The organism is Sulfuricurvum kujiense DSM 16994 (assembly GCF_000183725.1).
In the GTDB taxonomy this organism is placed as follows: Bacteria; Campylobacterota; Campylobacteria; order Campylobacterales; family Sulfurimonadaceae; genus Sulfuricurvum; species Sulfuricurvum kujiense.
Genome location: NC_014762.1, coordinates 2013988 through 2037808, shown reverse-complemented (window position 1 = coordinate 2037808; position 23821 = coordinate 2013988). Strand labels below are relative to the sequence as shown.

Annotated in this window: 28 protein-coding genes; 11 read left to right on the top strand and 17 right to left on the bottom strand. The window is 45.5% G+C overall.

What is annotated here, in order from left to right:
• Positions 1–36 precede the first annotated feature (36 nt).
• The gene (locus tag SULKU_RS10180; RefSeq protein ID WP_013460882.1) at positions 37–1038 is read left to right on the top strand and encodes a response regulator; all 1002 of its coding nucleotides are present in this window, start codon (positions 37–39) and stop codon (positions 1036–1038) included.
• Positions 1039–1057: 19 nt separating this feature from the next.
• Here SULKU_RS10180 and SULKU_RS10175 read toward each other — a convergent pair whose 3' ends face one another.
• Complete coding sequence (locus SULKU_RS10175) at positions 1058–1444, bottom strand: hypothetical protein (protein ID WP_013460881.1); 387 nt, start codon at positions 1442–1444, stop codon at positions 1058–1060.
• A gap of 66 nt (positions 1445–1510) precedes the next feature.
• Positions 1511–1894, bottom strand: coding sequence for a hypothetical protein (locus SULKU_RS10170; protein ID WP_013460880.1), 384 nt, complete (start codon positions 1892–1894; stop codon positions 1511–1513).
• Positions 1895–2169: 275 nt separating this feature from the next.
• Here SULKU_RS10170 and SULKU_RS14555 point away from each other — a divergent pair, with 275 nt between their 5' ends.
• The 5 genes from SULKU_RS14555 (at position 2170) to SULKU_RS10145 (ending at position 9015) form a co-directional block, all read left to right on the top strand.
• The gene (locus tag SULKU_RS14555; RefSeq protein ID WP_013460879.1) at positions 2170–6435 is read left to right on the top strand and encodes a PAS domain S-box protein; all 4266 of its coding nucleotides are present in this window, start codon (positions 2170–2172) and stop codon (positions 6433–6435) included.
• Positions 6423–7355 carry a GGDEF domain-containing response regulator gene (locus SULKU_RS10160; RefSeq protein WP_013460878.1) on the top strand — a complete coding sequence of 311 codons (933 nt, stop codon included), beginning with the start codon at positions 6423–6425 and terminating at the stop codon, positions 7353–7355. The genes SULKU_RS14555 and SULKU_RS10160 overlap by 13 nt, the downstream gene beginning before the upstream one ends.
• A 363-nt stretch (positions 7356–7718) precedes the next feature.
• Entirely contained in the window at positions 7719–8189 is a 471-nt protein-coding gene (locus SULKU_RS10155; protein ID WP_013460877.1) for a rhodanese-like domain-containing protein, read from the top strand.
• A 10-nt stretch (positions 8190–8199) separates the two neighbouring features.
• On the top strand, positions 8200–8508 hold the full coding sequence (locus tag SULKU_RS10150; protein WP_013460876.1) for a DUF3817 domain-containing protein: 309 nt from the start codon (positions 8200–8202) through the stop codon (positions 8506–8508).
• Positions 8509–8736: 228 nt separating this feature from the next.
• Positions 8737–9015 carry a DUF4282 domain-containing protein gene (locus SULKU_RS10145; protein WP_013460875.1) on the top strand — a complete coding sequence of 93 codons (279 nt, stop codon included), beginning with the start codon at positions 8737–8739 and terminating at the stop codon, positions 9013–9015.
• Positions 9016–9161: 146 nt separating this feature from the next.
• On the opposite strand, the gene SULKU_RS15330 is transcribed toward SULKU_RS10145, so the two are convergent.
• From SULKU_RS15330 to SULKU_RS14550, 7 genes are read right to left on the bottom strand one after another with little or no spacing between them, the layout of a single operon-like run.
• Complete coding sequence (locus tag SULKU_RS15330) at positions 9162–9287, bottom strand: hypothetical protein (RefSeq protein ID WP_281047852.1); 126 nt, start codon at positions 9285–9287, stop codon at positions 9162–9164.
• 20 nt (positions 9288–9307) lie between these two features.
• Positions 9308–9460 (bottom strand): hypothetical protein, encoded by a 153-nt coding sequence (locus SULKU_RS15035; RefSeq protein ID WP_013460873.1) that lies wholly within the window; start codon positions 9458–9460, stop codon positions 9308–9310.
• Positions 9461–9470: 10 nt separating this feature from the next.
• Entirely contained in the window at positions 9471–10604 is a 1134-nt protein-coding gene (gene cydB / locus SULKU_RS10140) for a cytochrome d ubiquinol oxidase subunit II (protein WP_013460872.1), read from the bottom strand.
• Positions 10604–12133, bottom strand: coding sequence for a cytochrome ubiquinol oxidase subunit I (locus SULKU_RS10135; protein ID WP_151174345.1), 1530 nt, complete (start codon positions 12131–12133; stop codon positions 10604–10606). Before SULKU_RS10135 ends, cydB begins: the two co-directional genes overlap by 1 nt.
• Before the next feature lie 18 nt (positions 12134–12151).
• Positions 12152–12526: a NifB/NifX family molybdenum-iron cluster-binding protein gene (locus tag SULKU_RS10130; protein WP_013460870.1), complete on the bottom strand. Its 375-nt coding sequence runs from the start codon at positions 12524–12526 to the stop codon at positions 12152–12154.
• Positions 12527–12529: 3 nt separating this feature from the next.
• Positions 12530–12733, bottom strand: coding sequence for a DUF4492 domain-containing protein (locus SULKU_RS10125; protein ID WP_013460869.1), 204 nt, complete (start codon positions 12731–12733; stop codon positions 12530–12532).
• Positions 12714–13160, bottom strand: a complete 447-nt coding sequence (locus SULKU_RS14550; RefSeq protein WP_013460868.1) for a NifB/NifX family molybdenum-iron cluster-binding protein — start codon at positions 13158–13160, stop codon at positions 12714–12716. Before SULKU_RS14550 ends, SULKU_RS10125 begins: the two co-directional genes overlap by 20 nt.
• Positions 13161–13572: 412 nt before the next feature.
• Between SULKU_RS14550 and SULKU_RS14545 the strand changes: the two genes are divergently transcribed.
• Both SULKU_RS14545 and SULKU_RS10110 read left to right on the top strand, forming a co-directional pair.
• A complete protein-coding gene (locus SULKU_RS14545) occupies positions 13573–14190 on the top strand; it encodes a DUF134 domain-containing protein (RefSeq protein WP_013460867.1) in 618 nt (205 codons plus the stop codon).
• 11 nt (positions 14191–14201) lie between these two features.
• On the top strand, positions 14202–14672 hold the full coding sequence (locus tag SULKU_RS10110; RefSeq protein WP_013460866.1) for an HAD family hydrolase: 471 nt from the start codon (positions 14202–14204) through the stop codon (positions 14670–14672).
• Positions 14673–14678: 6 nt separating this feature from the next.
• Here the strand turns inward: SULKU_RS10110 and SULKU_RS10105 are convergent, their stop codons facing one another.
• The 8 genes from SULKU_RS10105 to SULKU_RS10070 form a co-directional block, all read right to left on the bottom strand.
• On the bottom strand, positions 14679–15848 hold the full coding sequence (locus SULKU_RS10105; RefSeq protein ID WP_013460865.1) for an NAD(P)/FAD-dependent oxidoreductase: 1170 nt from the start codon (positions 15846–15848) through the stop codon (positions 14679–14681).
• Positions 15849–15943: 95 nt separating this feature from the next.
• Positions 15944–16333, bottom strand: a complete 390-nt coding sequence (locus SULKU_RS10100) for a DUF6858 family protein (protein WP_013460864.1) — start codon at positions 16331–16333, stop codon at positions 15944–15946.
• Positions 16333–16728: a hypothetical protein gene (locus SULKU_RS10095; RefSeq protein WP_013460863.1), complete on the bottom strand. Its 396-nt coding sequence runs from the start codon at positions 16726–16728 to the stop codon at positions 16333–16335. Before SULKU_RS10095 ends, SULKU_RS10100 begins: the two co-directional genes overlap by 1 nt.
• On the bottom strand, positions 16725–17138 hold the full coding sequence (locus SULKU_RS10090; protein ID WP_013460862.1) for a NifB/NifX family molybdenum-iron cluster-binding protein: 414 nt from the start codon (positions 17136–17138) through the stop codon (positions 16725–16727). The genes SULKU_RS10095 and SULKU_RS10090 overlap by 4 nt, the downstream gene beginning before the upstream one ends.
• Positions 17139–17238: 100 nt before the next feature.
• Positions 17239–17469, bottom strand: a complete 231-nt coding sequence (locus SULKU_RS10085) for a hypothetical protein (protein WP_013460861.1) — start codon at positions 17467–17469, stop codon at positions 17239–17241.
• 2 nt (positions 17470–17471) lie between these two features.
• Positions 17472–18905, bottom strand: a complete 1434-nt coding sequence (locus SULKU_RS10080) for an NAD(P)/FAD-dependent oxidoreductase (protein WP_013460860.1) — start codon at positions 18903–18905, stop codon at positions 17472–17474.
• A gap of 9 nt (positions 18906–18914) precedes the next feature.
• On the bottom strand, positions 18915–20411 hold the full coding sequence (locus tag SULKU_RS10075; protein WP_013460859.1) for a DUF3373 family protein: 1497 nt from the start codon (positions 20409–20411) through the stop codon (positions 18915–18917).
• Between the two features lie 131 nt (positions 20412–20542).
• Entirely contained in the window at positions 20543–20875 is a 333-nt protein-coding gene (locus SULKU_RS10070) for a hypothetical protein (protein ID WP_013460858.1), read from the bottom strand.
• Between the two features lie 355 nt (positions 20876–21230).
• On the opposite strand from SULKU_RS10070, the gene SULKU_RS10065 reads away from it, so the two are divergent.
• The 3 genes from SULKU_RS10065 (at position 21231) to SULKU_RS10060 (ending at position 23768) form a co-directional block, all read left to right on the top strand.
• Entirely contained in the window at positions 21231–22700 is a 1470-nt protein-coding gene (locus tag SULKU_RS10065; protein WP_013460857.1) for an NAD(P)/FAD-dependent oxidoreductase, read from the top strand.
• Between the two features lie 19 nt (positions 22701–22719).
• Positions 22720–22881 carry a hypothetical protein gene (locus tag SULKU_RS15030; protein WP_013460856.1) on the top strand — a complete coding sequence of 54 codons (162 nt, stop codon included), beginning with the start codon at positions 22720–22722 and terminating at the stop codon, positions 22879–22881.
• Positions 22882–22946: 65 nt separating this feature from the next.
• The gene (locus tag SULKU_RS10060) at positions 22947–23768 is read left to right on the top strand and encodes a peptide deformylase (RefSeq protein ID WP_013460855.1); all 822 of its coding nucleotides are present in this window, start codon (positions 22947–22949) and stop codon (positions 23766–23768) included.
• The last annotated feature ends 53 nt before the right edge of the window (positions 23769–23821 follow it).

Below are 23821 nucleotides of genomic sequence, written 5' to 3'. Positions count from 1 at the left end.
GGTGACAAACCAAACTGTAATAAAAGTACGATTGACATGAACGTCTTGAATAAACTTCCTGATTTAAAGGGAATTAATCTTCTTTTTGTCGATGATAATGAACTCAGCCGAGAAGTTGCGGTGAGAATGTTTCAAAAAGTAGGAATCGAAGTCAAAACGGCTCAAGACGGTAATGAGGCAGTTGATCTTTTTTTGTCTAAACCGGATTATTTTCACATTATTTTGATGGATTTGCAAATGCCGGTTATGAATGGTTATGAAGCGGCTCGTATCATACGCAAGCACGATGCATCCATTCCGATTATTGCACTTTCAGCAGCATTTATGGATGATGATCGGGAAAAAGTGCTTGAGGCCGGGATGAATGATAATCTTGGCAAACCGATTGATATGTACCGTCTTTTTAATATGATAGCGAGCTTTTCTCACAGAGAGTTGCCGGAATCTTCGCAGACTTTTGATGCAGAAAGAGACGATTCTCTTTTGGATGTAGGATATCTGCTCGCTATTGTCGAAGGAAAAAGAGAAGTGGCAACAAAGCTGTTTTCCAAATTCCTTGTTCAACTGGAGGGCGAGTTTGCCGATATCGCAAATCGTGTAGCGAACCATGATCCTGATGTAGAAGTTTCTATTCATGCGCTTAAGGGGCTTAGCGGAAATTTAGGAGCAAAACTGCTTTCAAAACAATGCAGTCAAATCGGAACACTTTTAAAAGAAGGTGATCCTGTAACGGCAGAAACACTAGATCGATTAAATGAGACGATTAAACATCTAAAAGAGAAAATTAAAGAGATGCTTAGGGCAGAAAAAAAAGATTCCGCGACTCAAGAGCTCAGTGATACTGACATTAAAACCCTTTATTTGCAAGTAATGAACGACTTAAAAATAGGAAAGATGATCCATTCTATATCTCAACAGAATTTAAAGAAAGGGCTTGAAAATACGCTCTGTCCTGAAGAATTAATACGTTGGGAAGAAGCGATGGATGCGTTCGATTACGATAAAGCACTAAATTACATGAGAGAGTGGAAATTATAATCGGGATCTGATGAAAACGTTATTGCCACTTTAATGTTTGCATCAACCCAATATAGACTTTTTGAACGTGCTCTTTTTTCGGTTCACCTTTAAAGTCCATTTGTGCTCTTGCTATAGTCGTATTTTTCTCTGTGAGAGTAATGCGGATATATCCGTCAAAATCGGCTCCTAAAGATTTGCTTTTTGCATTTGTACAGTGGGCGCTATGGATATACACATCTAAGAAAATAAGTGCATTCGGATCACGTTTAAAATCGCTTTTTAGATTCCCTTCGAAATCGTTAATGCGTAAAGATTCCGGAGGATGAGAAATAAATCGGGGCTCGTTGATCTCCGTATAAATTTCCTGATCCAGACAACCGTTTAATATGAAGATATAGAAGAGGAAAAAAAAGTTTCTTATCATTTTTGAAACCGTAATTCAGCGTGTATCAGAGTGTATTTAGATAAATAGAAAATAGGTTCCGCGCCATTAGTAGCCAAAATTTTCATACAGGTAACCCGCTACGCTGATCGCTTCTTCTTTGCTTAGGTTCCCTTTTTGTGAGGGCATGAGACCGAAACGTTCGATCGATTGCTTCATACAGAGTGCTTTGGCCGGTGTCGGCTCGAAAATATAATCGGCGATAAAATTTACCGCATCTATCTTGGTTGCTTTGGCGTCTTTTACATGGGTCATTACTCCCATAATCGGCGGAGCGATCAAGGTTTTCATCTCTTCGTAGGCCGGTCGCTGTTTGAGGTGGCATACAGAGCACTTTTGCTCAAAAAGAATTTTCGGGTCTTCTTGAGCAAAAGCAGAGCCAAGACCAAAAATGCAAAAAAGCGTATACGAGAGCAGTATTTCTGTTTTCATTTTTATCCTTTAAAGAGATTTGAAATTCAATGAGATTTATTATAGTCAAAATTTCAAAAATTTTAATTTAAACTTATTATAAACATAATTAAAGATGATTAGTATGTGTATGTGCTTTTTGTTCGTGGGAAAGTACAAAAACTTTCAATAGTGTATATCAGATTATTAGAAAATTTTTGAGGTGTGTCAGTACTTCGGCTATGAATAAATTTTTTTTATCTAACTTAGGTAAAATATATTAGTAAAGGTAAAAAGAGAAGTGGATATTTAACTGTATGAAACGATTAATAATTTATGCTATTTTTATAATCAGTATTCTTTTGAGTACTGCGGCATTTTGGTATGCGAACAAAATTTTTAAAGAGCGGGAACGCCTCCGCTTTGAGACGGTCGCAAAGCAGATTACGATAAAAGTCAAAGGGAGGATGGATGCATACCGTGAGACCCTTTATGCAGGGGTCGGATTGTTTGAAGCATCTCAAAGCGTAGAGCGTGATGAGTGGCATAGGTTTGTTGATGCGTTGAAAGTTGACACAAACTTTCCGGGTATACAGGGCTTAGGCTACTCTCGTGTCATACCGCCCGAGCAAGCCGAAAATCCGAAGCAAAAACAAGAGTTGTATACGTCAATTATCTATTTAGAACCTGCCGATTGGCGAAATCGCCGTGCACTGGGATACGACATGTTTTCGGAAAATGTGCGCAGAGAGGCCATGCTTCGAGCACTGTATACGGGAAAAGCGGCGGCCAGCGGAAAAGTACGTTTGATACAGGAAAACAGCGTTAACGAACAAGCCGGTTTTTTAATGTATGTCCCGGTTTATCGAAAAGGGATGCCACTGGGGACGAATGCTGAACGTCTTGCAGCTATAGAAGGTTTTGTATACGCTCCGTTTCGGGGGAACGATCTTATGCACGGCATCTTGGGTAATCGCTACAATGAAATCGGATTAGAGATATATGACGGTAAAAAAAATGAGAAGAATCTGCTTTTTAGCGGAAATCAAAAAGGCACGGCATCGGATACGGCGGTCATAAAAACCGAACTTGTTATCGACGGAAGAGTCTGGACCCTCTATTTTAGACCTTATCAAGGATTTTTGGATGAATCGGATACCAATGATCCTTGGTTTATCCTTGCGTTAGGAATCCTTATCTCTTTCGCCGTATTTTCAGTGATGATATCGATCCTTCGGACGAAAGAGAAAGCACAGATACTCGCTAAAAAAATGACGTATAAACTTTCCCTTCAAAAACAGTTTTTAGATAACGTTTTTGAAAACAATGCCGCGGGAATTTTTGTCGTAGACCAAAATCGAAATATTATTACGTCGAATCAACGCTTTTGTGACATCTTAGGCTATACCAAAGAAGAGCTTATTGGCAAAAACGCATCTTTTCTGCATGTTAGTGACGAGAGCTATCTAGCCTTTGCCCCCCATTTTTTAAAGGCTAAAAACGGAGAGAGATCTAAAGTCGAGTATCTCATTAAAGATAAAAACGGCAAAGAGGTGCTTTGTGAGTTTTTAGGGATGAGTATTGAGATAGACAAGAACAATACCGGAGTTATTTGGAGTGTTTTGGATATTTCTGAACGAAAACATGCGGAAATTGAGCTTCGAAACAGCGAAGAAAAATTTCGCAGTATGTTTATGAAACAAGATGCCCCGATGCTCTTGCTAGATCCTGAAAACGGCGTTATATTGGATGTAAATCACGCCGCTGAAAAGTTTTACGGCTATTCGGCGGATGAGATGGAGAAGATGACGATTGATCAAATCAATACGTTGAGCAAAGAAGCGTTAAAAAATGAGATGGAATCGGCATTGGCCGAGGAGAGAAACTTTTTTGTATTCAAGCATAGACTGAAGAGTGGAGAGATTAAAAGTGTCGAAGTGCACTCTTCTCCGTTTCTATTGGGAAATAGACGGGTTCTTTTCTCGATTGTCTTCGATATTACGAAACGGGAGAAGGCGGAAGAAAAGTTGCTGGCGGTTTCCAGCCTGAATAAAGCGCTGTTGGACAACAGCGCTGTCGGAATCTTTTTGGCTTCTCCGGAACGGATGATTATTGAGACCAGTAAAAGAGCATATGAGATGTTCGGATATAGTGCGGATGAACTAATCGGTAAAAGTTTTAGAATAATTCATGTTTCCGAAGAATCGTTTGAAGATTTCGGTACACAATATCAGAATCTTCTGAGTGATGGAAGAACCAATATAGAATACCCGTTTATCAAAAAAAACGGAGTAAAAATATGGTGCTCCGTTTCGGGGACTCCGCTTGATGAATCGGATTTGTCCAAAGGGATAATTTGGACACTTCAGGATATTACTGAACGTAAAGCGGCTGAGAGGGCAATGCTGATTGCCAAAGAACAGGCAGAAGAAGCAAATATTTCAAAAAGCCGCTTTTTAGCCAATATGAGCCATGAAATACGGACTCCGATGAACGCTATTTTAGGGTTGAGCCAAGTGATGCTCGATAGTGATATGGCGCCGAAAGAAAAAGATTTCCTTCTTAAAATTCACAGTTCATCCAAAATGCTTTTGGGCATTATTAACGATATCCTCGATTATTCTAAAATTGAGGCGAATAAACTGGAACTGGAACATAAAAATTTTAATCTGGAAAACGTATTGGCTCAGCTGAAAGTTCTTTTTACCCAAAGTGCCGCTGAACACGGATTGGAACTCTATTTCCATAAGAAAAGCGATGTTCCCGAAATCATTGTCGGAGATGAACTGCGGCTCGATCAAGTTCTTACCAACCTTCTGAGCAATGCATTGAAATTTACCCACCATGGAACGGTTACGCTTGCGATTGAATTAAAAGAGAGACATGAAAATCGGGCTATTATAGGTTTTAGTCTTACCGATACGGGAATCGGGATAAGTGATGAGGATATTTCAAAATTATTTCAGCCTTTCAATCAGGCGGATAGTTCAATGACCCGTAAATACGGAGGAACAGGGCTTGGATTGGCCATTTCTAAAAGATTGGTCAATGCAATGGGGGGAGAACTTTCTCTTAGCAGTGTAAAAGGGGAGGGATCGACCTTTAGTTTTGATATTGATGTCGAAGTCGTCTCATGGGAACAGAGCCATGAACATATAGAAAATGAAGGGTATAAGATTTTGATTGTTGATGATCAGGAAATTTCCCGGATTATTCTTAGGGAGATGGCAGAAAACTTCGGATGTCAAACCGAAGAAGCCTCCGGCGGAGAGGAAGCAATTGAAATGATACTCAAAGCGGATGCCGATAAACGGGGATACGACGTTGTTATTATGGATTGGTATATGCCTGGGATGGATGGAAAAGAGGCAATCCGGCAGTTGAATCAGTTAGAACGCGAAGGGGTTTTGAAAACAAAAGTTCCTTCCATTTTGATGGTAAGTGCCCATTCCAAAGAGGAGATCCATGTCGAGGAAATGGAGATTGACGCCTTCTTGGCCAAACCGGTCACCAGTTCCACGTTGTTTGATGCATTAGCATTGGTGAAAAACGGAATACATGCCATTACGGATATGCAGGAAAAACAAGATTTACCGGATATGAGCGGCGTGAATGTTCTGCTTGTCGAGGATAATGAACTCAATCAGGAAGTTGCGCTACTGATGCTCAAAAAAGCGGGAATAGAAGTAAAAACGGCACAAAACGGCAAAGAGGCGGTTGACATCTTTTTATCAAATCCCGAGTATTTTCACATTATTTTGATGGATTTGCAAATGCCGATAATGAGCGGGTATGAAGCGTCGGCAATTATTCGCGAAAATGACAAGAAAATCCCGATTATCGCCTTGACCGCTGCGGCTATGGTTGAAGACAGAGAAAAAGTAATAGAAGCGGGGATGAATGATCATTTGAGCAAGCCGATTGATACCGACGTACTCTATAAAAAAATTGCACACTGGTGCGGTATTTCGGCTATTGAAAGTAAGAGACCGTTATCAAACACAAACACGGATACATCAATCCTCGATATAAAGTATGCTCTTAACCTTGTCAGTGGGAAAAAAGAGCTGCTCAATACGCTTCTGCTAAAATTTCTTGCTCAACTTGAGGGAGAATTTTCTGAAATTCCGAATCGTTTGACTCAACATGATCCGGCCGCCGCATCATTGATTCATGCACTAAAAGGGGTGAGCGGAAATCTAGGTGCAAGAGCTTTATTTTCCCGGTGTACACGAATCGACACACTTTTTAAAGAGGGGAAACCCATACCGAACGAAGAAATTCAACGCTACGTCGAAGAGGCAGAAGTTTTAAAAGAACAAATTAAAGAAGTGACAGACGAAAAAACGGAATCAGTATATCATTCCGTTTCCACATTGTCTCTCCAGGAACTAAAGGCATTTTTTGATCAGATTTACAACGATCTTAAAACGGGGAATATGGTGCAGATGAAAGATCAGCACCATTTGACAGAAGTGCTTCACGACTTGATTGACCATAAAGAAATAATGAGTTGGAAAGAAGCGATGGAAGAGTTTGATTACGACAGTGCATTGGAGATAATGAACAGATGGAAACTATGACCAAACCCACCATTTTGATCGTTGACGATATGGCCGCAAATATCACTATCCTCTCTGATCTCCTGCAAGATGATTATAAAATAAAGGTGGCTAAAAACGGCCAAAAAGCATTAGAAATCGCTAAAGGGAGTGAGAAACCCGATTTGATTCTGATGGATATTGAAATGCCTGAAATGAGCGGATATGAAGTATGCAAAGAGTTGAAAAATACTCCTTCGACCAACAATATACCCGTCATTTTTGTGACCGCCCGCAACGATGTCAAAGATGAAGAGTACGGGCTGAATCTCGGGGCGGTGGATTATATCTCAAAGCCGTTTCATCCTACCATTGTCAAAATCAGAGTCAAAAACCATATTACCCTCAAACTAAAAGGTGATTGGCTTGAAGATCTTTCCCGAATTGACGGTTTGACCCATATCCCCAATCGCCGTTATTTCGATGAAGAGTATCAGAAAAAATGCAAAGAGATGATCAGAGAGCATAAAACAGTTGCAATACTGATGATCGATGTCGATTATTTTAAACGGTATAACGATCATTATGGACATGGAAAAGGGGATGAATGCTTGATAAAAATCGCCGGAGCGCTGAAATCCTCGTTAAAAAGACCCAGTGACATGGTAGCTCGCTACGGCGGTGAAGAATTTATCGTTATTCTCCAAAATATTGATCATGAAGGGGCGGCTAATGTAGCGCAGAATTTGATCAAAGCGGTAAGTGATTTGGGGATAAAACATGAATATTCCAGTACTGCGGATCATGTTACTATCAGCCTGGGTATGGCGTTTAAACCGGCTGATGAGAAAGTTTGCACAGAAGAACTTTTAAAGACGGCGGATGATGCGCTGTATCGCGCAAAAGAGGGCGGCAGAAACCAACTGGTAATCTTTGAAAATAAAATGACCCCCAAAGAGTAGAGATTTTTTCTTCTGAGGGCTCTTTTCGATTACAGTGGGAAATCTCTTTTGCAAAGGGGTGCATGTTTGCCCCGCCGTAGGAGTATCCTTATCTTTGTTTTCGAACAGCGCTTCGAGCTTTGTGAAGCGAGCCATGTTGAACGCGGCAAATGTGTATCCCAGATAGATGATCGACGTCCTCCGCCCCTATACCGCCCGAAGCGGCGAATATGCGTTCAGACTGGTTTAAGATACAGTCAGCTGGATAACGGCGATGATGATTCGTAATAATTATCTTAATGATAGTATTTAGTTATCGGTATTGTCTGCCTTATCAGTCAAAAAAAGTTATTATTCATGAAATATAAAAAACAAGGGGATAGTATGATTACGAAAAAATTCTTTATCTTTGTCGGTGCCGCTGCACTCTCCATGACATCGGCCAGCGCTTATGACACCGCTTTGGCACAAAAACTCGACGCATTTTACGAAAAAATGACGTTCGAACCCCTCTCCAAAAGTGCGCTGTTGCTCAAACCCGAAGCGTTCGCCGAAGCGGTGAAGAAAGATCCCACTATCGTCCTGATCGACATCCGGACCCCGCAGGAGCAGGCGTTCGTCAAATCGGGCTATGTCAACACGATGGAGATGCCGCTCGAGGAGCTGTTCGAAGCGAAAAATCTCGACCGCATCCCCGGTGACAAACGGCTCGTCGTCCTGTGCCATTCGGGAACGCGCGCGATCCCCGCGGCACTGAACCTCAAAATGCTCGGATTCAAAAACGTGCAGGTGCTCGAAAACGGGATCGTCGGGCTGGCACAGATCAGCTCACCCAAAACCTGCATCCTGAAATAACGGGGGATGCATGGAGAATAAAATCGGTACATTGCGTCTTGTCGGAAATATCGAGGGGTGGTCGTATCTGGCCCTCCTTTTCATCGCGATGCCGCTGAAATATTTTGCCGGTATCCCTATGGCGGTCAAGATCGTCGGGATGGCGCACGGGCTGTTGTTTATCGGATTTGTCGCGGCGCTGGTCGACGCTTCGCTCAAGCACCGATGGGGGCGGGGTTTTTCTGTTTTCGGATTTGTGGCGTCGCTGGTTCCGTTCGGTACGTTTTTCCTGAACAAAAAACTGATCCGTCTGGAGGAAAAACACTGCATCGGCATCTGAAGGGGTGAGCTGTACGTCATGCCACCGGATCGATGCGATCGAACACCAGGACAAAGCCAAGCCCCCCATCGGGGTCAACGATCCGATGGATGCAAGAGAACGTAATGGCCGGACCGACCGGCACAGGAAGAGATTGCCCGAAAATACGGACTGAAATATGAAAAATTCACCAGGCTCCACACGGTCGTGGAGAAAAAGATCGCATTGCGGAAATGATGGGAGGAGAGCGTGGAATTTCTGAGCTTTGAGACCTTTGTATCGGTTCCCCTCCTGATCGCCGTCTATTACGCGGGGGCGTTTCTCGTCCCCGTTCTCCTTTTTTTCCAGAGGAAGAAACTGTTTGCATACGCACGCATTGCGAACGAAAAACTGCGTTTTGGGAGGGTCAAATGGGTTTTGCTGCTGACTTTCGCGTTCGTCGTTTTTCAGATTTTTTGGAGAATGATGTTCGAGATGATCATCGGTTATTTCCAGATGCGTGATTATCTCCAACAGCTGACCGGCTGAGGGTCAGCCCCCTTTGGTGTCGATGAGGGATGCGAGCATCTGCGGCGTTACCATCGCCTGTACGCCGCCGACGAGGAGAATGACCCCTATCACGGCAAACGAGAAAACGCTTTTTGCAGCGCTTTGGGAAAGGTCTTCATGTTTTTTTAATCTTCTTCATCGATTGCGTCTTTTTGTTGATTCGTTGATTCGGTATCGTCCTTTGGTTTCAAAAATTCATACGCTACAACGATCGCGATAAAAGTTACTGCTAAACTGATGGCTTCATTCATGTTACGCTCCGATACTATGCTCATACGTCAGTACGGGGTGAATCTTTTTCTTCTTGATAAAGCTTTTCGATCCGGGTGAAATGGGCCATATTGAACGCGGCAAACTTGTATCCCAGAAAAATGATCAGCGGCCATAAGCCCAGCCAGCTCAATGATTCGGTGTAATCGACCATGAGAATCTCCTTAATAGTGGTGTTCGCCCGAAGAGGTGATCTCTTCTTCGGTAATTTTGACCCGATCCATCAGATGCCAGACGTAGGCGATGTAGGCGAGGACGAAGGGGACCATCAGCGATGCGTACGACATCGCCGTAAGAGTATAGTGACTTCCCGATGAATTTTCAATCGTAAGCGAGTGCTGCAGATCGTAGACCGAGGGGTAGTACGACGTGCCATTGAGTCCGACATTGAGCAGCAGCGCCATGACGGCGAGAACCGTCCCGGCGCCGACTGTGAAGATACAGCAGTTTTTGGCTCTGAAGACCGAGTTGAAAACGGCGATCAGAACCATGACGACCCCAATCAGGAACATCGCCCCGATCCACGGCAGCTCGATGAATGTCATCAGATGTTTCATCGGGACGAGGAAGACTGCTTTGGTCACCGGATCATACGCATATCCCTCCTTGAACAGTACCCACCCGGCGAATGAGAGGAAAAAAGGGAGGAAATAGACGATGTTCCGCTTGATCATCGCACGGGTTTTGGCATGGATCGGCTCATGGTCGATGTTGTTAAGAAAATACATCCCCCCGATGATCCGTACGAGGAAGATCATCGCAAAGGGGAGCAGATAGTTCTGCCATACCAGCAGCGCTTCGAGCCCGCGGGTCGGATTCATCCAGTGGACGAAGTTGTGCTCATCGAGACGGAAATCGGCACCGCTGAAAAAGGTGCTGATCGCAGTCCCCAGCAAGAACGTCCCCAGATAGCCGTTGATGGCCAAAAACGTTTCGTAGGTTTTGGCTCCGAAAATATTGGAGGGTTTGGCGCGGTATTCATACGAGACCGCCTGAACGATGAAGGTGAAAAGGATAGCAAGCCATACCCAGTACGCCCCGCCGAAGCTGGTCGCGTAAAAGAGGGGGAACGCGGCGAACAGCGCCCCTCCGAAGAGAACCAGAGTCGTGAACCCAAGCTCCCATTTGCGCCCGAGCGAGTTGACGAGCATCGTTTTTTCCGTTTCGTTTTCGGAAAGCTCGCGCAAGAGGGTCTGCCCTCCCTGAACAAACATGATAAAGACAAACAGCCCCCCGAGCAGGGAGATGATAACCCACCAATAGATTTGCAGTTCGTGCAACGAAAGATTTTCAAACATCAGTGACCTCCGTGGATGCCCAGAGCAATCTGGCGCACCATGATTTTGATCTCAGCGATCAGCAGCCCCGTAAAGAGGATGGCAAAGAGCCAAAAGGAGAGCTGGACGTTCCCAGCGTCGATTTGCGTCGCCGCCATACCGACGGGGAGGAGATCCTGAATCGCCCAGGGCTGGCGTCCCACTTCGGCGACGATCCATCCCGCTTCTGCGGCGATCCATCCCAGAGGGATCGAGAGGACCGAAATCCACAACACTTTTCTAAAGCGGGTGATGTCGTTCGCCATCAGCAGATAGAGGACGACGAGGAACAGCACGATGAACCACATCCCAAGCCCCACCATCACGTGGAAACTGTAAAAGGTGAGGGAGATCGGGGGGACGATATCGCTCAGATTTTGGAGATATCCGTATCCGAAATAGGGCATATATTGCTGCAGCATGACGTTTGCCGCTTTCATTGCTGCCTCGTCCCCCGCTTTTTTGGCCTCTTTGAATTCGCTCAGCGCTGTGAGCGCGATCCGCCCTTTCATGATTTTGGAAGCGGCGCTTTCGACATTGTGCGCCGGATTGCCGTAGACGAGGTCATCCAGCCCCGGTACGAACGCGTTGACGTCGTGATACCCCAGAAACGAGAGGGCATAGGGGATCTCGATGTTTCCGAGAAACTCCGCCTTCTCGTCCCCGATCTGTTTGTCGGGATTCAAAATCCCGAACGCGACGATACCGGCGCGCTCTTCGCCCTTGTAAAGCCCCTCCATCGCGGCGAGTTTGACCGGCTGGTGCTGAGCGACCTGATAGGCCGATTCATCCCCGCTCGCAGCGAGGAAGAGCGAGACCAGAAGACCGAAACTCGCCCCGACCACCATCGAGCGCTTCGCTTCGAGAACGTCGCGCCCTTTGAGGATGAACCATGCCGAGATTCCGACGACGAAGAGGGCGCCGATGACGTAGCCGCTCCCGATCGTGTGGAGAAATTTCGCCACCGCTACGGGAGAGAGGGCGACATCCCAGAATGAGGACATCTCGTTGCGTACCGTATGGGGATTAAAAACCATCCCGATCGGATACTGCATCCAGCCGTTGGCGATGAGGATCCACAGTGCCGAGAGGTTCGAGCCGATCGCTACGAGCCATGTCGAGAGGAGGTGGAAATTTTTCGACACTTTGTTCCATCCGAAAAACATGACGGCAAAGAAAGCCGACTCCATAAAGAAGGCCAAAATCCCCTCTATCGCCAGCGGAGCGCCGAAGATGTCGCCGACAAACCACGAGTAGTTCGACCAGTTTGTTCCAAATTCGAACTCCATGATGAGCCCCGTGGCGACTCCGATCGCAAAGTTGATCGCAAAGAGGGTCATCCAGAAACGGGTAATCTTTTTCCACTTCTCATCGACGGTTTTGACATAGATCGTCTCCATGATGGCGACGATAAAGGAGAGCCCCAGCGTGAGGGGGACAAATAAAAAGTGGTAGAGGGCGGTGAGGGCGAATTGCGCGCGCGACCAGTCTACCAGCGTACTATCCATCATTTCCATAACGCTCTCCTTTTAGTGGTGTGAACAGCTCATCTCCGGCTGCATCTTCGGGAGCTGCTTGTCGAGAAAAGCGAGGAGGGATTGCTGGACATTGAACGACGTGTTATCGTAATAGACACTCAGCCCCTTTTGGGCGAAACCTTTAAGCGGTGAACCGCCTATTCCCGAAACGATCAGGGCATCGGCGCCCAGCGCGCAGATGTTCTCCACCGCTCCGCCGCAGCCGCTCTCTTTATGCCCCTCGTTTTTGACGACGGCGACGTCCTCGATGGTTCCGTCCGCGCCGATTTTGACGACGGTGTAAAAGTTGGCCCGGCCGAAATGGGCATCCCGTTTGGAGAGGAGGCCGTGGTGTTCGTTGGTCGGAAAGACGATTCTTTGATGCATGATTTACTCCTTGGTTAAGTGTTTTAGCACATAGGCGCTGCGCTGATCATCGGTACAAAACTTTGTTTTCAGCACGTCGGGAAAAAAAAAGAGTTTCATAACGCCGAATAAAATCAACAGTTTGAATCCGATCAGGAGCCACAGCTCCCGACCCACTCTCATATTCTTGAAACCGTCGATATACAATTCAGCGATGCGACGCAGCATGGCGGTGTCCATGAGAATGTTCATGGTGATGATGGCCGCAATGGTGAAGCTCTTTATGCTCCTCTTTATTGTGTTTGTGCGGTTTTTCAACGTATTCGGCCATGTTCTCCGGCGTTACGCGGATTAGCGCGTTTTGTTCTAAAAACGTGAGAGCCTCTTTGAGGAGGATCCGGCCGTGTCCGCCGTGATAGCACGTGATTCCGGCATTGTGGAGCATCAGGTAGGGATTGCCCCCTATGTCTTGAAATACGATGCGCTCAACATTGTTTGCTTTCAAGTATTTGACGACTTCGCGGCCGCTTTGTAATTCGTTGTGCCAGAAAGTGACTTGACGATTATTATCGATCAGGGCAAACCATTTGGCTTTGCCGAACAAAGGGGCGATAGCACTCTCTAGAGTGTTGGTTTTCAGGGGTATAGCGATCATTGGCTATCCTTCATAAGTATATTTACCCATCCTGATTTCCTCATCTGTTTAGTCTCATTAGCCGGAACAATTTCCGACATTTTTTTCAAAATGGGCATAAGTGACACCTGCGAAGGAGAAAACAGGTGTCGCTTATAACCACTCGGTAAGAAAACCGTAGAGGAGCGAAAACAGTATAATATTCAAAAGCAAACGGGATAAAATATGATTGGAGAGGATCGTCTTTTGAATGAACCGCTCTTTTTTATATTTTATATTTGTAAAAATATTCATGTCGTAATTTAACATATGTAAAATAAATGTATTATTAAGTCATAGTTATAATTTCTATTATTTCCATGAATAGGCTATTTTTAATGTAAGTTTTCGAAAAAAAATATTATGATTTACAAATGTAAAACAAAGGTGCAGAATGAGCAAGAAACGTAACTATTCGATCCGTCCTACCTGTTTTTCGTTCGGTCCGTTGAGCCAAAAACCCAAAGAGATGCTGCCGCTGAGCGCGGATGAGCTTGAAGCGATGGTACTGGCCGATTTCAAGGGGCTCTATCAGGAGGAGTGTGCCGCGCAGCTGGGGGTATCGCGCCCGACGTTTGCCAAGCTGATCAAACAGGCACGGAAAAAAATGGCGGAGATGGTGATGTACGGCAAAGGGATTTTGCTGATCGATGAAAAGCAGAGTTTTACGATCGTCTTCCCTACGAACAACCGTTCCGAGATCCACCCCTATTTTCTAACGGCGAAATACTACGCGTTTGCCAAGATAGAAAACGGCTCGATCGTCTCTATCGCCTACAAGGAGAATCCGATTTATCTGCAGCTGCAGATAAAAGGGGTTGAGATCGTGGATGATAGCAGTGCGGCGGGACTTGCGGCGGGGCGGATCATCCCGCCGCTGCTCAAAGGGGGCGATATCCTTGTCGTCAGAGAGATTGGCGAGGGGATACGCCGCAACATCGAGGGGAGCGGCATCAACATCGAAATCAGCGATACGGGCGATATCGATACCCTGCTCGAACAATTGCTCTAAAAGGGGAGAGGATGATAGAAGTGGAAATTTCGGGGATGCCCAAGGTGTCCCTCAAGCATTTGGTACTCGATTACAACGGGACGATCGCCGTGAACGGTGTATTGATCGAGGGGGTAAAAGAGCGGCTGGAGAAGCTTTCGGTTTTACTTGATGTCCATGTTTTGACCGCCGATACCTACGGTTCGGTTCACGAGGAGTGCAAAGGGATAAAGGTTTCCGTCCACGTCATCGGAAAGGAGGCGCAGGATCGTGAAAAACTCACCTTTATCGAATCGCTTAAGAGTGAATATTGCGTCGCCATAGGAAACGGCCGCAACGACGCCTTGATGCTCTCATCGGCTGTTTTGGGGTTCGCGATTGTGCAAGAAGAGGGGATGAGCGCAAAGGCATTCGCATCGTGCGATATCCTTTTTACCTCGATTAACGATGCGCTCGATGCGCTACTTAATCCCAATCGCCTCATAGCGACGCTAAGAAATTAAAAGAGATTACATCCCGGGAATGCGGGGGATATACCCCATTTTGGACATTTTGTAATACCATCCCCACATCATTTTCATCCAATGTCCGATAATCGGCATCGGGATGAGGAGCGCTTTTTTGTCGTCGCGGTAGACAAATCCGGCGCCGTCACCCATATCCATTACGCATAGAATGTTCAGATGGTCGCGGTACCCCTTTTTCTCCCCCGATTTGAGTCCAAACGAGATGGCGCTGTTGTGAGCAGCATTGCGCGCCATCACTTCGGCGATATGCCCCTGTTTGGCTTTCCAGTCGGGACCTTCGAGCGCGCTCGCGTCACCGATGGCGTACCACCCCTCTACGCCGGGTATTTCGCAGTAATCGTTAATACGAATAAAACCGGCATTGTTGAGGGGCAGGTCGGAAGCTTTGATGAGCTCCAGACCGTCGCCGGCGGGGATAAACATCGTCAAATCGCTCTCCAGAGTGCTGTCGTCTTCAAATACGACTCTATTCTCCTCGAATCGCTTTATTTTTTTCCCATAGCGGGAGAAAAAACGGTTCCGTTTAAACATCATTTCCATCAACGAGAGGGCTTTTTTACCCATTCTTGCCCCCGGCTCCGCCATCGGAGCAAAAAACGTCATTTCGTAATGGTCGCGAATGCCGAGCTTTTTGAGTTGGTGGTGGAGATTGAAAAAGAGCTCAAACCCCGGTCCCCCTCGGACACCGCTGGGATCATTCGGGTTGCCGCCGAAACCGAAGGCGATTTTCCCCGACCCTTTTTGGATCAAAGCATCGATTTTTTCTTTAAGGAGGATCGATTGCTCCGGTGCCCCGCAGATGGAGAGGGTATGTTCGATCCCCTCGGGCTTCATCTTGCTCGCACCCATCGCGATAACGAGCCGGTTTACTTGGCGTACCCCCCCATTTTTCAGGGTAACGGTTTTTTCGGCGGCGTTTACCGACGTCACCTGATCGATGGTCAAGGCAAAACCGTGGCGTTTGGCGATTTTTTCGAGGGGATAGGCGACATTATCGAACCCGGTGCTGCTGACGGGGATCCAAATGGCAATGGGGTAGATAAAGAGATACTCCCTATCGCTGATAAGCTCCACCTCAAACCCCTCTTTTCGGTAATAAATCGCCGCTTCGACCCCGGCGATACCGCCGCCGATGATGAGAATGTTTTTCATCTTTTTTCCTTTTTCAATTCAATCTGAAAATAATAATTATTTTTTTTAGCTATCTCAAACGATTATAATGGGAAATGACGGATAAAGTCAATCCGCTAGTGCCGAATGAGCCCTTTGACCCAGCTTTGGAGGGTTGCGTTGATCGCTTCCATCGGTGCTTCCAAAAAACTCACCGTAAAATGTCCACCCATATCGGCGACACCGATAGAGCGGGGGCGTGCCGCCATGATTTGGGGGTTGGGTAGTTTTTGCCCGAAACAGAAAATGACTATTTTTGCCGCGTTGATATCGGGATTGATCTCACCGCCGAGCGTTTCGGTATGGCCGTAATGGTCAAATTCGCCGATATAGGCTGCGACAGGATCGGCCTCTATTTTCTCTTTAAAATATCCGATAATCTGATCTACATCAGCGTAGAGTGACTCTTGTTTATTGATTTGGATCGTATAGATCGGGTATTTTTCCATCAAAACGGTTTGTTTCATTATTCTCTCCAGTGCAGTTTGCGTAATAGTGTGTCGTAAATGGCTTGGGCCATTTCTGGGGTAGGTTTTCCTTTGAAATCCATCTGTCCCCGTGCTATGGTGTGGTTGTCCTCTTGGATCGTGACCCGCACATAGCCGTCAAAATCTGCCCCCAGCGATCTGCTTTGGGGATTGGTGCAGGCCGCATGATGGGTAATGAGCTCGATCACGACCGATCCGTTCGACTCTTCGGTGAAATCGCTTTTGATCCATCCGTTCGGACCGAGGGTACGAACCGAATGGGGGGGATGATCGATCGCGTCCGGATCAACGATTTCGCTGTAAATTTTTCCTTCCCCGCATCCTGAGAATGTAATGAGGATGAGGAGAAGAACAAGGTTTAGAGCTATCTTCATCCGTGTGCGTGACGGCTGCTGCATGGTTGGGTTTGAAAATTCGAAAGAGATTTTGTATCCTCTTCCGTAAAAATGGTTTTATAATTCTCTGCGGTCACTTCGATGAGGCTGTTTTCGTGCAGAGCGATCAGGGCGTCGTTAAGGGCAGTAATCTCATGGGTTCCGTAATAGACGTTGATTCCGTAGGTTTTGAGGATAATAAAGGCCTCTAGCCCTACATAAAAGGCGATGAGGGTATCGACATCGCGGGCTACCAGCACACGGGCGATATCCCGACCTCCGTGCTGTTCGATCGTTTCGACCGTGACGGAACCTTCATCATTGACGAGGGCAAAGTGTTTGGCATGTTCAAACAACGTCTCAAGAGGGGAATCGGCACGATCCGTTTGCAAAGGGAGAGCAACTATCATAATCTATCCTTTTAAAATATATCTGCTCTAATTATAATAAATATGACGAATAAAGTCAATACTATTTACTATTTATATCGTCAATTTTGATGGAGATAAATTAGGTACGGGAGAATAAAAGACGGCGGATAAACGAAAAAAGGCTTCGCAGGAGCCAAAGTATTCCGTAAACGAGAGCGGTATAGACAAAAGGGTGCCCTATATTTTCTCTTTGGATCATGTGGTAAAAACGCTCTTGGGGATCGCTGAGGAGATCGGGATGGAGGAGAAGTGCCATCGCAAAAGCGACGGCGCCGAAGATAAGAGCCTCTCTGAAAAGCTTTTTTCTCATGCTTACATCAAACCGCGCATCATCAAATGCCAGTACATCGGTTTGAGCATGTAGAGGTCAAATGCCCACCAAATCCAGCGCTCTTCACCTACCGCGAGAGGAAATGAGGGTGCTGCTCCGAGGTAGTTAAACTCAGCGAGGATAATTTTACCGTACTGAGTTTTGAGAGGACAAACGGTATATCCGTCAAACTTCTCAGTCAATGCTTTTTTCTCCATCTGAGAAATAAGATTTTTAACCATAATCGGTCCGTGATGACGTGCACTTCCCCCTGTTTTACCCAGTGGAATACCGCATACGTCACCGATACCGAATACGTTTGGATAACGAGTATGTTGGAGAGTCTCTTGATCTACTTCAAGCCATCCAGCAGCGGTCCCTTTTTGCCATCCCAGAGGCGAGTTTTTGACCGCGTCAGGGGCAGACATCGGAGGGACGATATGGATGAAATCGTATTCGAGAGGGACGCGAATAACCTCTTCGATCATCTCATACTCTTCAAGATCCTCATCATACGCACCTTGAGTGAGTTTTTTAGTTTCGAACGTAGCAATTTTTTTCTCCGCATCGATGGCGACGAAATTGTGTCCGAACTTATTGGTGATGTTGCCATAGCGGGGTTGAACGACTTTCGTCAGTGTCTCATTGACGGCAGGGACACCGAAGAGTTTATCGCCGTTCATAGCAAAAGTAAAATCAGCAGTTAGTTTTGCTTGTTTCAGATAGTCATCCGCTAGGTATAGGATTTTTTGAGGTGCGCCTCCGCATTTGATCGGAGTGGCAGGTTGGGTACAAATAACGCGAGGTTTCCCTTTTTGTGCCGCTTCTTTTACATCATTAAACCATTTCCATGTGATCGGTCCGCCATCTGCCGTCCCTTTTTCAGCATCATTGAGATAGACGCTAGAGATGCCGTTTTTGCCGATCATATCAGCACTAAGACCTTCGATTTTTTCGTAATGATAGACGAGTCCCGTTGCAACGACGAGGAAATCGTATTTGATAATTTCACCGCCGCGTGTAACGACATGATTGTTATCAGGATCGAACGTTGCTACTTCATCTTTGACCCATTTAACATCATCAGGGATGAGGTCTAGATTGCTCCCGATGATATCTTCAGGTGCGTATTCGCCTGCGGCGACAAATACTTGGCCCGGTTGGTAGATATGGACTTCATTTGGGGCGATAATCGTGATGTCGGGATTAGAGAGGGCACTGCGTAAACGGGCCATTGCCATAATCCCTCCGGCACCTCCGCCGACGATGACGATTTTACCTGTAGCGTCGGATGCATTTGCTTTCGTAGCAGATCCGCTGGCAGATGAAGCGATAACGCTCGCGGCGATCGGGGATAGCCCCATAAATTTGAGGGCGTCACGGCGTGACATCCCCTCTTGGAGTACATCCAGTGGATTTTTTTCAATTTTAGACATTAAAGCTCCTTAATATTTGTAACGCACAAACGCGCGAAGTTCTTGAGAATTGTCGAGATTCGGTTCTAGCGGATTATCCCAGTAGCAGGTTGTATTGGCACGATAGTGATGATCGAGATAGGTATATCGGATTTGTGCCGTTAGATTTTTCCCGACGATAGGGATGTTCCAGTACCCCTCATACGCATTACCGCGTGTAGCGATTTTAGAACCTATGGTAGAGTCTTCAGCCCATGTCATAGGTGTCCAAAATTTAGAACCGTAGTTATACTCTAAACCGAAACGTCCGCCATCGGTGATTTGATCAGGGAACAAAAATCCAGCCCAAAAACTGTATCCGGCTTTGTTCTCGGCCGATCCGAGCATACGGTAACCTTCATCCGGATTGGTTGAACTCATTGCCGCACTGGCAAAAAAGGTCGATTCTTCTAAAAACTCATTATCTTCACCTAAGCCGTCAAGTTGATACGAGAGAGCAGCCAAATGGGTCGTTCCGGAAGCCGTTTTAATCTCTGTTGTGAGTCCGTCTGCAGCGACTTTTTCCCCTTTGGAATTCATAATCATGGAGTATTGAGCCATCAAATTGTGCTGACCGTCATTGTAGATCGACATCGGCAGTATGATAAAGTCAACTTGATTATCTTCGGCTGCTGTATCAATAAAATTTGTTGCTGAGATGGTTCTGCTCGCCGGATCATGGGCACGTCCGTAAACTACTTTGAGGAACGAGCCCGGGAAAAGAACCTTGTCAAAATCAAACTGCATCATAATACCGTCAACTTCCATGTTGGTGATATGTGCCAACGGTGAGCCCGGTTTTACCGTCCCTTCTCTGTGATTCGCCAAAAAGCCATCGGTTGCCGCACGGCGTCCGGCACTGACATTCATCGGGACATCCCAATCGTTGCCGAATTTGTAGACAAAATAGGCTTGGCGTAGACGGATATCGACGTCGTTAGGACGTGAACTCTCTTGCCAAATTTTATCTTCCGCCGCAGTCGTATCGGCACCCCAGTTGTAATAGGCAGCTAATTGACCGTAGAAGAATAGATCTTCATTAACTTTTGAACCCATACCGAGCCACAAACGGCTGGTGAGTAAAGAGGGGTTAGAATAGCTTTTACCCGCATTAGCACTATCTGCTGAATAGGCGGTTGCGTATTTATTGGTTCCGCTTGCAGCGGAGCGTTTCATAGCATTGTCAGAGTAGTTATATCCCGTATTATGATACGCGGTTCTAAAATCAATGTCCCATTTGATATTGTCATTGGCACTTTGAGCGTTCACTTTAGAGAGGAGATCGCTTTGGGCGACTTGTTCTTCATGTATCGTTGTTTGCGTCTCTTGGAGTGTTGTTTGGGTTTGGACGATAGAGCCTTGCGCTTTTTCGAGCTGTTCAATCCGTTTCATCAACATTTCGATTTGTTTTTGCAAAGCCGCTTCATCGGCATGAGTAATCGTGCTGATTATTAATGCTGCTGCTAGTGATAGATGTTTTAGTGTCATATTTCTTCCTCAAATTTTGTAAGTGTGACTTCTCTTTAGATATTCCTAACCGTTAATTGTGATAAAAGCGAGATGGAAGATTTAAAGAGAGTTCGTATGATTGAAACCCGAGGGTTTCAAGATTTTTGTGATTAGCAAGAAGGGATGTTTCCGCTATCTTTTGCAAAATCATGTACGAAGTTATACATGTGCTCTTCGGTTTTTTTGAATTTGTCGCTTTCAAAATAAGCTTTTCCATCTGGACACGCTTCGGTCATTTTTTTGTTCAAAGTACCGGCTTTGTACGCTTTGTCCCACTCTGCTTGTTTGAATTTAGCGGCAAAAACACCACCACTGAATCCGCAAACTTCTTTTAGATTTTTTTGGTAAAGTTTTTTCCCTTTTTCCGCATCAGCGAATGCTGAAGAACTAAGTACGCTGACTGAAAGAAGTGCAACGATGGCTGTTTTAGTAAATGTTGTCAAAAGAAATCCTTTTATATCGTAATGGATTGAGATAAGGCAAAATGCCTAAATGCTCCGAGCGGAAATAGTAGCTATTTGTATATAAAAATAATATAAAGTTAAGTAAAATATTACATGTCATTATAATTATCCATTAATTCGTCAAATAATGTTTATTTATATCGCATAATAATGTATAGATATAAGGCAAAACTCGGTTTCACAATGTAAAAAAAGATTGTGAATAATTGTAACACTGGTTGCTGTTGTAATAAATTTAGTCAAAAATACAGGGTTATTTTTAAGGATGTGATATTATTGTGATGATATAGGGTTATAATCAACTTTTATGGAATTATTAAACGAAGGAGAAGCAATGGCAAGAGTAGTCGTCCTCGGTGGCGGTGTCGCTGGACATACTGCAGCAACGTTCGCGGCAGATTGGCTCGGAAAAGAACATGAGGTGGTAGTTGTTACCCCTAACTCAAAATGGAACTGGATCCCCTCAAATATTTGGGTCGGTGTCGGCCAGATGTCTAAAGAAGAGGTTACTTTTGAACTTGCTCCTGTCTATCAAAAAGCAGGAATCACGTACAAACAAGCGAAAGCGGTAAGCCTGAATCCTGAGGGAAATGCAAGCAGCGACAAGCCGTTCGTAACCATCGAATATACAGGACAAGGCAAAGCGGGACAAAGCGAAGACGTAACGTACGATTATCTGATTAACGCTACAGGTCCAAAACTTAATTTTGCCGCTACTCCGGGACTTGGAGATGCAAACGGTTTAGGTGAGTTTACCGTTTCAGTATGTACGGCGGACCACGCTGATCATGCAGCGCACGAATTTACAAAATGTATTGAGAAAATGAAAAAAGGGGAGCGCCAAAAATTCCTCATCGGTACGGGACACGGTATGTGTACGTGTCAAGGTGCGGCATTCGAGTACATCTTCAACATCGAGCATGAACTTCGCAAAGCGGGTGTACGTGAGATGGCAGATCTTCAATGGATCTCTAACGAATCGTTCCTCGGTGACTTCGGTATCGGCGGACTACACATGAAACGCGGCGGATATACGGCATCTTCACGTCTTTTCGCCGAATCACTCTATTCTGAGCGCGGTGTTAAATGGTTGATCGGTGCACACGTTAACAAAGTTGAAAAAGGGAAAGTTCACTATGAATTGCTTGACGGTTCAATGGGTGAGCAAGAGTTTGATTTCGCAATGTTGATTCCGCCGTTTGCAGGTGTCGGTTTAAAAGCCTACAACAAAGCGGGTGAAGATATCACTGCAACGGTATTCGCACCGAACGGCTTCATGAAAGTCGATGCGAACTACAATGCGGGTGCGTATGAAAACTGGAAAGCGTCTGACTGGCCGCGTACCTACCAAAATCCGACCTATAAAAACCTCTTCGCAGCAGGTATCGCGTTCGCTCCTCCGCATCCGATCTCTAAACCGATGACGACTCCAAACGGAACACAAATTTTCCCAACTCCTCCGCGTACAGGTATGCCGAGCGGTATCATCGGGAAAGCGGTTGCTCACAGCGTTTGCGATTTGATCAAAAAAGGGCCTGATGCACACTTGCATGAAGCGTCTATGGCAGAAATGGGTGCGGCGTGTGTTGCATCTGCAGGTAAAGGTCTGTTTGACGGTACGGCTGCGGCATTGACCGTTTATCCGGTTGTTCCTGACTTCGAAAAATATCCGGGTCTCGGACGTGATTTGGATTACACATTCGGTGAAATCGGACTTGCGGGTCACTGGATCAAACACATCCTACACCACATGTTTATCTATAAAGCCAAGCTCAATCCGGGCTGGACAATGATCCCTGAGTAAGATAAAAGGAGAAAAAACAATGAACGAAATCGAAAAATACGTAAGACCGTACGATGACAATTTTACGACAATGGTACCGACAAATTTTGTTATCAAAATGCGTACCTGCAAAATTTGGCAGTTTATCCGCTTTATCATCATCAACATCAAAATGTTGATCGTTGTTCGCAAAAGCCACTAATTTTCAGTCCCTCCTCGGGGCTGAGCTCCGATGGCGTTTTAAAATCTAAATGTAAAGAATTTTCCATGATTAAAGAATTGATCACCTATCCTGACGAGCGAATCCGATACATATCGGCCGATATACGAAAGTATGATGATGAGTTGTTTGAACTGCTGGAAAATATGCGCGATACGATGGAGCATCATGAGCTGAACGCCATCTCGGCAATACAGATTGCGATACCTTACAGCGCTATTCTTCTCAAAGAGGGTGAAAACATCCTTGAATTGATCAATGCACGGTTGATATCGACGGAGGGTGTCGAAGAGATTGATGAAGTAAGCCCTTATTTCCCAAAAGGATTCAGTGCAAAAATCAAACGTTACGGAAAAATTAAAGTCGTGTATGAAAACCGTAACGGCGAGCTGCGCCATTTGGATGCGGAGGGTGAGCTGTCCCAGAGACTCCAGCGTCAGATCGATTTTCTTTTCGGCGGAACGTTGTTGGACAAACTCGATAAAAAAGAGCGCCAAAAAGCGGAAGAAATTTTGGTTTCGCAGCATGAAGGGGTGTACGATTTCGGTGCTTCATGTCCGGCGGTATTTGTCCGCGATTATTTTAAAAAGGGGGCGAAATACCTGATGGCCGCAGTGGCTTTGAGTTTTATTACGCCATGGGTACTTTCGGATGAATTGCGTCACATGGTTTATACCGTCGATAAATTCGCTTTGATGCTCGTTCCCGTATTGATGGTCATCTATTTTATGTACGCCCAGCATGAAGCAAAACTATACAAACAATGTACAAGCTGTCAAATCGGAAATATTATCGGCACGACTGCCATCATGGCATTCCAACTCCTGATTGTTGCTTTAGGTGTGTTTTTCTGGGTTGCTCCAAAATAAAAAATAGTTATAGTTATTTAAATTTTTTAAGTAATATATCTGAAGAATTTCAT

Excerpts from the sequence above, each read along its gene's own strand:
- SULKU_RS10180 (WP_013460882.1), top strand. The coding sequence starts at position 37 with ATGAACGTCTTGAATAAACTTCCTGATTTAAAGGGAATTAATCTTCTT.
- SULKU_RS10175 (WP_013460881.1), bottom strand. The coding sequence starts at position 1,444 with ATGATAAGAAACTTTTTTTTCCTCTTCTATATCTTCATATTAAACGGT.
- SULKU_RS10170 (WP_013460880.1), bottom strand. The coding sequence starts at position 1,894 with ATGAAAACAGAAATACTGCTCTCGTATACGCTTTTTTGCATTTTTGGT.
- SULKU_RS14555 (WP_013460879.1), top strand. The coding sequence starts at position 2,170 with ATGAAACGATTAATAATTTATGCTATTTTTATAATCAGTATTCTTTTG.
- SULKU_RS10160 (WP_013460878.1), top strand. The coding sequence starts at position 6,423 with ATGGAAACTATGACCAAACCCACCATTTTGATCGTTGACGATATGGCC.
- SULKU_RS10155 (WP_013460877.1), top strand. The coding sequence starts at position 7,719 with ATGATTACGAAAAAATTCTTTATCTTTGTCGGTGCCGCTGCACTCTCC.
- SULKU_RS10150 (WP_013460876.1), top strand. The coding sequence starts at position 8,200 with ATGGAGAATAAAATCGGTACATTGCGTCTTGTCGGAAATATCGAGGGG.
- SULKU_RS15330 (WP_281047852.1), bottom strand. The coding sequence starts at position 9,287 with ATGAATGAAGCCATCAGTTTAGCAGTAACTTTTATCGCGATCGTTGTA.
- SULKU_RS15035 (WP_013460873.1), bottom strand. The coding sequence starts at position 9,460 with ATGGTCGATTACACCGAATCATTGAGCTGGCTGGGCTTATGGCCGCTG.
- cydB (WP_013460872.1), bottom strand. The coding sequence starts at position 10,604 with ATGTTTGAAAATCTTTCGTTGCACGAACTGCAAATCTATTGGTGGGTT.
- SULKU_RS10135 (WP_151174345.1), bottom strand. The coding sequence starts at position 12,133 with ATGATGGATAGTACGCTGGTAGACTGGTCGCGCGCGCAATTCGCCCTC.
- SULKU_RS10130 (WP_013460870.1), bottom strand. The coding sequence starts at position 12,526 with ATGCATCAAAGAATCGTCTTTCCGACCAACGAACACCACGGCCTCCTC.
- SULKU_RS10125 (WP_013460869.1), bottom strand. The coding sequence starts at position 12,733 with ATGCTGCGTCGCATCGCTGAATTGTATATCGACGGTTTCAAGAATATG.
- SULKU_RS14550 (WP_013460868.1), bottom strand. The coding sequence starts at position 13,160 with ATGATCGCTATACCCCTGAAAACCAACACTCTAGAGAGTGCTATCGCC.
- SULKU_RS14545 (WP_013460867.1), top strand. The coding sequence starts at position 13,573 with ATGAGCAAGAAACGTAACTATTCGATCCGTCCTACCTGTTTTTCGTTC.
- SULKU_RS10110 (WP_013460866.1), top strand. The coding sequence starts at position 14,202 with ATGATAGAAGTGGAAATTTCGGGGATGCCCAAGGTGTCCCTCAAGCAT.
- SULKU_RS10105 (WP_013460865.1), bottom strand. The coding sequence starts at position 15,848 with ATGAAAAACATTCTCATCATCGGCGGCGGTATCGCCGGGGTCGAAGCG.
- SULKU_RS10100 (WP_013460864.1), bottom strand. The coding sequence starts at position 16,333 with ATGAAACAAACCGTTTTGATGGAAAAATACCCGATCTATACGATCCAA.
- SULKU_RS10095 (WP_013460863.1), bottom strand. The coding sequence starts at position 16,728 with ATGAAGATAGCTCTAAACCTTGTTCTTCTCCTCATCCTCATTACATTC.
- SULKU_RS10090 (WP_013460862.1), bottom strand. The coding sequence starts at position 17,138 with ATGATAGTTGCTCTCCCTTTGCAAACGGATCGTGCCGATTCCCCTCTT.
- SULKU_RS10085 (WP_013460861.1), bottom strand. The coding sequence starts at position 17,469 with ATGAGAAAAAAGCTTTTCAGAGAGGCTCTTATCTTCGGCGCCGTCGCT.
- SULKU_RS10080 (WP_013460860.1), bottom strand. The coding sequence starts at position 18,905 with ATGTCTAAAATTGAAAAAAATCCACTGGATGTACTCCAAGAGGGGATG.
- SULKU_RS10075 (WP_013460859.1), bottom strand. The coding sequence starts at position 20,411 with ATGACACTAAAACATCTATCACTAGCAGCAGCATTAATAATCAGCACG.
- SULKU_RS10065 (WP_013460857.1), top strand. The coding sequence starts at position 21,231 with ATGGCAAGAGTAGTCGTCCTCGGTGGCGGTGTCGCTGGACATACTGCA.
- SULKU_RS15030 (WP_013460856.1), top strand. The coding sequence starts at position 22,720 with ATGAACGAAATCGAAAAATACGTAAGACCGTACGATGACAATTTTACG.
- SULKU_RS10060 (WP_013460855.1), top strand. The coding sequence starts at position 22,947 with ATGATTAAAGAATTGATCACCTATCCTGACGAGCGAATCCGATACATA.